This is a genomic window from Anaerolineales bacterium (genome assembly GCA_037382465.1).
Lineage (GTDB): Bacteria > Chloroflexota > Anaerolineae > Anaerolineales > E44-bin32 > WVZH01.
Map to the genome: position 1 here is coordinate 1 of JARRPX010000094.1, position 8343 is coordinate 8343.

The 8343-nt window shown below is 63.3% G+C and carries 10 protein-coding genes; 3 read left to right on the forward strand and 7 right to left on the reverse strand.

Annotation, left to right across the window (positions count from 1 at the left end; genetic code table 11):
• The 5 genes from P8Z34_16325 to P8Z34_16345 form a co-directional block, all read right to left on the reverse strand.
• The coding region (locus P8Z34_16325; protein MEJ2552239.1) for a response regulator at positions 1 to 723 on the reverse strand (723 nt) is incomplete at its 3' end.
• A 44-nt stretch (positions 724 to 767) separates the two neighbouring features.
• The gene (locus P8Z34_16330; protein MEJ2552240.1) at positions 768 to 1469 is read right to left on the reverse strand and encodes a succinate dehydrogenase iron-sulfur subunit; all 702 of its coding nucleotides are present in this window, start codon (positions 1467 to 1469) and stop codon (positions 768 to 770) included.
• Between the two features lie 30 nt (positions 1470 to 1499).
• On the reverse strand, positions 1500 to 3287 hold the full coding sequence (locus tag P8Z34_16335; GenBank protein MEJ2552241.1) for an FAD-dependent oxidoreductase: 1788 nt from the start codon (positions 3285 to 3287) through the stop codon (positions 1500 to 1502).
• 32 nt (positions 3288 to 3319) lie between these two features.
• Positions 3320 to 3739: a hypothetical protein gene (locus P8Z34_16340; protein ID MEJ2552242.1), complete on the reverse strand. Its 420-nt coding sequence runs from the start codon at positions 3737 to 3739 to the stop codon at positions 3320 to 3322.
• Positions 3740 to 3772: 33 nt separating this feature from the next.
• On the reverse strand, positions 3773 to 4162 hold the full coding sequence (locus tag P8Z34_16345) for a hypothetical protein (GenBank protein MEJ2552243.1): 390 nt from the start codon (positions 4160 to 4162) through the stop codon (positions 3773 to 3775).
• Positions 4163 to 4410: 248 nt separating this feature from the next.
• On the opposite strand from P8Z34_16345, the gene P8Z34_16350 reads away from it, so the two are divergent.
• The 3 genes from P8Z34_16350 to P8Z34_16360 are packed head-to-tail and all read left to right on the forward strand — an operon-like array spanning position 4411 to position 6755.
• The gene (locus tag P8Z34_16350) at positions 4411 to 4908 is read left to right on the forward strand and encodes a ubiquinol-cytochrome c reductase iron-sulfur subunit (GenBank protein ID MEJ2552244.1); all 498 of its coding nucleotides are present in this window, start codon (positions 4411 to 4413) and stop codon (positions 4906 to 4908) included.
• A 1-nt stretch (position 4909) separates the two neighbouring features.
• A complete protein-coding gene (locus tag P8Z34_16355; protein ID MEJ2552245.1) occupies positions 4910 to 5569 on the forward strand; it encodes a cytochrome b N-terminal domain-containing protein in 660 nt (219 codons plus the stop codon).
• Positions 5570 to 5579: 10 nt separating this feature from the next.
• Positions 5580 to 6755: a c-type cytochrome gene (locus tag P8Z34_16360; protein MEJ2552246.1), complete on the forward strand. Its 1176-nt coding sequence runs from the start codon at positions 5580 to 5582 to the stop codon at positions 6753 to 6755.
• A gap of 34 nt (positions 6756 to 6789) precedes the next feature.
• Here the strand turns inward: P8Z34_16360 and P8Z34_16365 are convergent, their stop codons facing one another.
• Positions 6790 to 7674, reverse strand: a complete 885-nt coding sequence (locus P8Z34_16365) for a hypothetical protein (GenBank protein MEJ2552247.1) — start codon at positions 7672 to 7674, stop codon at positions 6790 to 6792.
• A 35-nt stretch (positions 7675 to 7709) separates the two neighbouring features.
• The coding region (locus tag P8Z34_16370) for an SdrD B-like domain-containing protein (GenBank protein MEJ2552248.1) at positions 7710 to 8343 on the reverse strand (634 nt) is incomplete at its 5' end.

Here is an 8343-nt window from a genome sequence, read left to right on the forward strand (position 1 = left end):
GTCCTCGCGAGCGAGCGGCGCGCCGTAGAAGGCCATGAAGCCGTCGCCCAGGTATTTGTCGAAGGTGCCGCGGTGCTTGAAGACCATCTTGCTCAGATTCTGGAAGATGCGGTTCAACGTGTGGATCACGTGTTCGGCGGGATGCAGTTCGGTGAAACGCGTGAAGCCGCGGATGTCGGCGAAGAGCACCGTTACACGCCGGATTTCACCGCCCAACTGCAGATAACGTTCCGGATCATCGAGGATGATGTCGGTGACGTCCTCGGCCAGGAAGCGGTCCAGCACCTGCCGCAGCAGGCGGTTGCGCGCTTCCAGCTCGTCGTGTAGCTGCTTGATGCGCAGCAGCGAACGCACGCGCGTCAGCAGCACCAGCGAGCTGTAGGGCTTGCTGACGAACTCGTCGGCGCCGACTTCGATGGCGCGCATTTTCTCGTCTTCCGAGTCGAGCGCGGTGACGATCACCACCGGGATGAAGCGCATCGCCTCGACGCTCTTCAAGGCCGCGCACAGGGCCAGGCCGTCCATGCGCGGCATCTGCACGTCGAGGATGGCCAGGTCCGGCGGGTCCTCCAGCGCCAGATCCAGCGCCGTATCCCCGTCGGCCGCTTTGATCACCTCGCATCCCGCTTCCTTTAAAAACGCCTCCAGCAGGTCGCGGTTGAGCCAGTCGTCGTCGGCGACCAGTATGCGGGGTGCGCGGTTGAAGATTTCGTACAGGTTCATCGTCTTCCACTCAGGGCCGGATCGGAAGGCCTGCGAAATTCGTGCTACTCGACCTTGCCGGTCGTGATGGCCATTTTGAGTTCGCCGAGCGCTTTGGTGATCTCGATGTCTCTCGGGCAGGCATCGGTGCAGTTGAAGATGTCGTGGCAGCGCCAGATGCCCGTGCGGTCGTTCAATATCTGCAGGCGCTCCGCCGCGGCGCGGTCGCGGCTGTCGTAGATGAAGCGGTGCGCCTGTACCATCGCCGCCGGGCCGACGTATTCTTCGCTGGCCCAGAACGAGGGACAGGCCGTGGTGCAGGCGGCGCAGAGAATGCATTTGGTGGTTTCGTCGAAGCGGGCGCGCTGCTCCTGGCTCTGCAGGCGCTCGCCTTCAGGCGGCGGTTCGTCGTTGACGAAGTAGGGCATCACGCTGCGGTACTGCTCGAAAAAAGGCTCCATGTCGACGATCAGGTCTTTGATCACCGCCATGCCCAGCAGCGGTTCGACCGTGATCTTCTTTCCCACGTCCTGCACCAGCACCTTGCAGGCCAGGCGGTTGACGCCGTTGATGCGCATGGCGTCCGAGCCGCAAACCCCGTGGGCGCACGAACGCCGGTAGGCCAGCGTGCCGTCCTGGTACCACTTCACCTGGTTGAGCAAATCCAGGATGCGGTCGGTGGCTTCCGCCTCGAGCGTGTACTTCTCGTAGTGCGGCTTCTTGTCGGTTTCCGGGTTGTAACGAAAGATGCGCAGCGTAACCTGCATGATCACTCTCCAGCAATCTGCCCAGACGACTCAATACACGCGCTTCATGGGCTTGAAGTGCGTGACCTTCACCGGCTTGTAGCGCAGCGAGATGCCTTCCGGCCCCAGGAAGGCGAGGCTGTGCTTCATCCAATTATCGTCATCCCGCTCGGGGTAATCCTCGCGGGCGTGCGCGCCGCGGCTTTCCTTGCGGGCCAACGCCGAGGCCGCCGTCGCTTCGGCGATGTCGAGCAGGCAGCCCAGCTCCCAGGCCTCCATGGCGTCCGTGTTGAAAACCTTCCCCGAATCCTCGACGCGAATCAGCGAGAAGCGCTGCTTCAATTCTCTCACCTTCTCCAGCGCCTGCTGCATGCCTTCTTCCGTGCGGAAGACCCCCACGTCCTGGAACATCACTTCCTGCATCTCGCGCCGCAGGGTGGCCGGGTGCTCCAACCCCTCGCCGGAATGCAGCTTCTCCAGCCGCCGCCGGACGGCGGCCTCGGGGTTCTTGCTCAGCGGGACGTAATCGGACCCCGCGGCGTATGCCGCCGCCTGCTTCCCGCTTTCCTTGCCGAAGACGATGATGTCCAGCAGCGAGTTTGTCCCCAGGCGGTTGGCCCCGTGCACGGAAACGCAGGCGCACTCCCCGGCGGCGTACAGGCCAGGCATGACCGTGTTCTTCTCGTCGATCAACACGTGCCCGTGCATGTCGGTTGGGATGCCGCCCATGGCGTAGTGCGCCGTGGGCTGCACCGGCATGGGCTGCGTCAATGGGTCGACGTGCATGTAGGTGCGGCAGAAGTCGATGATGTCGGGCAGCTTTTCCAGTACGTCGTCGGCGCTGAGCTGGTAGGGCGAACCGTCGGGGTTCGTACGGCCGTCGCGCTGGGCGTACTTGTTCACCGTCTCAGGGCGCACGTCGAGGTACAGGTAGCGCTTGCCGCCGATGCCGCGCCCGGCGCGCATTTCCAGATACATCGCCCGGCTGACCACGTCGCGCGAAGCCAGGTCCTTGACCGTGGGCGCGTAGCGTTCCATGAAGCGTTCGCCCTCGTCGTTGATCAGCACGCCGCCCTCGCCCCGCACGCCCTCGGTGATGAGGATGCCCATGCGGTAGATTCCGGTGGGATGGAACTGGAAGAACTCCATGTCCTCGGCGGGAATGCCGTGACGCATGGCGATGGCGCAGCCGTCCGCGGTGAAAGAATGCGCGTTGGAGGTGATCTCCCACACGCGCCCCCAGCCGCCCGTGGCGAAGATGACCGCCTTGGCGTGGAAGACGTGCAGCTCGCCCGTGAGCAGTTCCACCGCCACGACGCCGCAGGCCCGGCCGTCCTGCACGATCAGATCCAGCACCTGGAACTCGTCGAAGAAGGTGACCTTCTCCTTAATACACTGCTGGTAGAGCGTCTGCAGGATCATGTGCCCGGTGCGGTCGGCGGCGTAGCAGGCGCGTCGCACGGGTTTCTTGGTTTCGTTGTTGGTGTGCCCGCCGAAGGGACGTTGGGCGATCTTTCCTTGCGGGGTGCGGTTGAAGGGCAGGCCCATGTGCTCCAGATCGTAGACCGTGTGCACCGCCTGCTTGCACATGAATTCGATGGCGTCCTGGTCGCCCAGGTAATCGCTGCCCTTGACCGTGTCGAAGGTGTGCCACGCCGGGCGGTCCTCTTCTTCGCTGCCCAGCGCCGCGCCTACACCACCCTGTGCGGCGCCGGTGTGCGAACGGATGGGATAGAGCTTGCTCAACACGGCGGTCCTGGCTCCCTTGGAAGCCTCCAGGGCTGCCCTCAATCCCGCCCCGCCTGCGCCGACGATCACGACTTCGTATTGATGCTCCATCTACGCCTCTCTCCGTTCGGGAATCAGCCGGCTCACGAAGCCAGGATGACGAACACGGCGACCACCAGTCCGCCCAGCCAGAGCACGACCAACGCCGTGCGGACGAGCTTGACCAGCAGCGGCCGGGTGATGTAATCCTCGAGCACCATGCGCAGTCCGTTGAACGCATGGCCGGCCGCCAGGAAGATCATCGCCATGCTGTAGATTTGCCAGAAGGTGTTCGACCAACCCTGTTCGACGTCGGGGATGTTGCTGTTGATCACGTGATTCGGGTTGGGGAAGAAGATCCAGCGGAACATGGCCGGCATGTCCAGCTCCGTCCGGCCGCCGAGCACGAAGGCGGCGCCCAAGCTGACGGCGCCGAACAGAAGCAGAGCCAGTCCGGAAAGCCGGGTGAAGAGCCACATTCCGTATTCGAAGAGGCCTTTGGGTCGGACGGATGGTGATCGCATGCTGCTCTCCTCCGATGTTTGCAGGCGTATGGCTCAGGCGCCCGTCAGGGTATTCTGGATCATGATGAACGAGGGCAGGCCGTACGTGGGAATGAAGATCAGCCACTGCAGCCAGATCAATTCACGCTCGAAGCGGATCAAACCCGGAAAGAGATCCATCACGGCCAGGCGGGCCCCGTTGGTGGCGTGGAACAGCACCGAGAAGTAGACGAACAATTGGAAGGCCCAGGACTGGTAGATCGCATTGACGGCAAAGGCGGTATTGTCGGCGTAGCGCTGGCCGAGGAACCCCATCACGACGTGGATGCCCACGAAAAGCAGGATGCCCAGGCCGGTGATACGGTGCAGGAGCCAATTCGCCATGCCGAGTCTGCCCTTGTAGCGCAATCCCGACCGAACGCTCACCCTTCGATTCAAAGTCATGCCGCCTCCGGATACGCTGCGAATGCTCGTTCCCTGTTTCAACCCGTGTCCTATTATACAAGCATCGGCGGCGGCGCATAAAGGGATGCTCGTCCGGGTTTTGCGGAGAATCTTTCCTCCGCCGCCCGCCGCGATCCGGCCGCACGAGTCCCCCTTTTGTCTCCAATTCAGGCAGTGTACAATGTGGAATGTAACCCTGGGCAACGGTTGACGCCGGGCGACGGCAAGCATCATCCTGGAGGACATCTATGCGTGAAGCGGGTCACGAACACGGCATCAGCCGCCGTAGTTTTGTGACGGGCGTGGTGAGCATATTGGGCGGCATCATCGCCGCCATCGTCGGCCTGCCCGCCATCGGTTACCTCATCTCCCCCGCCCTGAAACGCGAAAGCGCGGACGAGTGGGTCCCCCTGGGACTGGTCGAAGATCTGCCGGAAGGAGAGCCCACGTTGTTCTCCTTCACGCGCACCAAACAGGTCGGCTGGGAACGCACGGCCAACAGCTACGGCGTCTACGTCATGCGCATGGCGAACGGCGAGCTGGACGTGTTTTCCAACGTGTGCACGCATCTGAGCTGCCGTGTGTCCTGGAAGGACGACGTCCAGGAATACGTCTGCCCCTGCCACGACGGCCGTTTCGCCAAAGACGGAGCCGTCGTATCCGGGCCGCCGCCGCGCCCGCTCGATCGCTACGAATACCGCATGGAAGAAGACGGCCGGCTGTCGATCCATCTGCAGGAGGGATGACGTGATCGCACGAGTTCTCAACTGGCTGGACGCCCGGCTGGGCCTGCGCACGATCTACGGTACGGTCCTGGATCGCAAGGTTCCCAAGGTCAACTGGTCCTTCACGCTGGGCAGCGCCACCTTGTTCCTCGTGGTCATGCAGGCCGTCACCGGCATCTTCCTCACCGCCTACTACGTGCCCCATCCCGACCAGGCCTACGACAGCATCAACTACATCATGAACGAGGTCGCCTTCGGCTGGCTGATCCGCGGCATCCACCACTGGGGCGCCACGTTGATGATCATCACCATCGTGCTGCACATGCTGCGCACGTTCTTCTACGCCGCCTACAAATACCCGCGCGAGCTGACCTGGGTCACGGGCGTGCTGCTGCTTCTGGTCACCCTGGGCATGGGTTTCACGGGCTACCTGCTGCCCTGGAACCAGCGCTCGTATTGGGCGACGACGGTGGGCACCTCCATCACGGAAACCGTCCCCTTCGTGGGAAATTTCATCAACCAGGCGCTGCGCGGCGGCGAAGATCTGAGCACCCTGACGCTGGCGCGCTTCTTCAGCGCCCACATCTGGATGCTGCCCGCGGCCTTGATCGGCCTCGTCGGGATTCACCTCTATCTCGTGATCCGCCTGGGAATCAGCCATCTACCGGAGAAAGACGAATAGGAGCGCCTGCGTGAACGAGCAAGAAAAACGAGATTACAAAGCGCGCTACGACGCCGCCAAACAGCACGGCGTGAAGTTCTTCCCCGACATCATCTACAAGGACATGATCGTGTCCTTCGGCCTCTTCCTGCTGCTCGTCGGCCTGGCCACGTTCGTCGGCGTCAAAGCCGAACCCCCGGCCGATCCGAGCGATTCGACCTACGTCCCGCGCCCGGAATGGTATTTCCTGTTCCTCTTCGAACTGCTGAAGTTTTTTCCCGGCAAGATCGAGTGGGTGGGCACGGCCGTCGTGCCGCTCGTCGCCGTTCTGGCGCTGCTGCTGCTGCCCTTCTACGACCGCAGCCGCTTCCGCCACTGGCGCAGCCGCATACTCGAAATTCTCATCATGGGCTTCATCGTCGCCGGCGTCCTGGCGCTGACCGTGGCGGCCGCGATAACGACCCCCGCGCAGGAGGAGTTCAGCGTGGCCGGATCGATCGGCCAGCAGTACGCCGCCGGGGAGGAGCTCTACGGCGTCCAATGTGTCGAATGCCACGGCCCGGAAGGCCAGGGCGGTGAGATCACCACCGTCGAGGGGCTGGAGGGCGTCGTCGTGCCGCCCTTGAATGCACCCGACTTCATCTACACCCGCACCGATAAGACCATTTATCAGATCATCAATTACGGCCAGCAGGACCTGGGTATGCCGCCCTTCGGACTGGCTTACGGCGGCGAACTGCAAAAGGCCCAGATCGACGCCATCGTGACCTTCATCCGCTACGCCTGGGACGATCGCGTCGAGTTGCCCAAGGAAGCCGCCGTCGCCGGCGTGCCGCCGCTTGGGCCGGATGAGATCCCCACCTTCACGGTGCACGTCGAGCCCGTCATCCGCCGCGCCTGTCTCTCCTGCCACCGGCCGGGGAAGAAGAACGGCAACTATTGGATGCGCACCTACGACGAGGTGCTGACCACGGGCGACTACGCGCCCAACTTCGTCGCCGGCGACCTCGACAGCAACGCCATCCTGATGATCAATGGCGTGGAGACCGACGCCGGCGGACAAATGCCGCCCACCGGTGCGCTCAAACCGGAATGGCTGGATATCTTCGAGCGCTGGGTGCTGGCCGGCATGCCCGAGACGCCGGAGGACTTACCCACGGCCGTGCCGGGCAGTGAAACTACACAGCCGGCGGAATCCGCGCCTTAATCTACCGCGCTTTCATCCCATTCGGAATTTTTATTTATGGTGAGGGAACCGTTCCGCTCACGCTCTTCTGCACGCAATCCCCGCCCAATCCGTCTTCTGTGCACAGCCGCACGGTGACCGATACGTTGTCTCCGGTGGGGTTGGCGCTGAATCCGAAGGCGGACAGGTAACTGCCGGCTCCGGGTGGGAGAGTGTCCGGCGGGCTGGCCAGGATGCAGGCTTTGATGTCCGGAAACCAGTTCGCATCCGTCGTCGTCGTTTCGCCAAGGTCCGAATCGGTCAGGCTGACCCGGCTGGATTTGAAAGCCACCGATCCGGTGTTTTCCACCCGCAGGAACACGCCCCAGGTCATGCAGCTCCCGGCCGTGTCGAGGGAGAGGGAAAAATCGACCGGGATGGGAGTCTCGGTGGGTGTCGGCGGCGGGGTGAGGATGGGTATTCCGCTTTGATCGCCGGTCAGCGCGGCATACATGCCCCAGATCCAGCAGTGCGGCGGCGGGGGATCGGGATTCTCGATGTACCAGTAGGATTCGTCGGCCAGCTTCCCCGTGACGCGCGCCTGCTCCCCAACCAGCAAGGCGCCCTCATATTCGTACACGTTTCCCGGTCCGAAGCGGCAGTTGGTGTCCACGCTCACGCTCACCATCGGCGCTCCGAGCGTAGGCGTGAGAGTCACTGTTGGGCTGGCCGTGACCGCCGCTTCCGGCGCCTCGTTTTCGGATTCGGATTCCGATGCGCTCTCCCCCAGTACGGCGGTATCCGGATGCATCGTCAGCTCCACTTCGGTGGCCAGCGCCTGCATGGTCTGCGTTGCGGCAGGTCCCGCCTGCGAGGTGGCGTTATCCGGCAGTTCGCAGGCCAACCCGGCCGACGCCAACGCCAATAACGTCAAGAGGTGACGAAAACCAGATTTACGCATGGCAACCTCCAGCGTGAACCGCCTGTCGTGAAAGCCTAGGGTTCGTAGCGGAAGTTCACGTTCATCACGTCTTCTCCCGGCCCCACGGTAACCGTGTGCCGGTCGGGATAGAGCGTCTGCTGCAGGAAATCCCGCTCCACGCAGTAATCCCCGGGCGTGAGGCCGTCGAAGCGGTACTCGCCATGTGGGTGGTCTGATTCCGTCGTGGCGATGTCCGCCCCGCCCGGGCAGGCTCCGGGTTTCAGATGGATGATCGCCCCGTTCACGTAATCGTCCACTTCGGAAGCGTCCCGCACGCCGTTGTGATTGCCGTCGATGAAAGTGTATCCGCTGATCGAACCCAATTCGGGCGTGGGTGTGGGCGGCGGTGTGAGGATCGGGATGCCGCTCTTATCGCCGGTCACCGAGGCGTACATGCCCCAGATCCAGCAGTAGGGCGGCGGCGCATCGGGGTTCTCGATGTACCAAAAAGACTCGTCGGCCAGTTTGCCCACAACAGGCGCCTCCTCGCCGACCAGCAGCGCGCCCAGGTAGTCGTACACCTCTCCCGGTCCGAAGCGGCAGTTGGTGTCCACGCTCACGCTCACCAGCGGCGCTCCGAGCGTGGGCGTGGCGCTTGGCTCGGGCGTCTCACTGGGTGCGGCGGAACCCGGCCCGGGTTCACCCGGG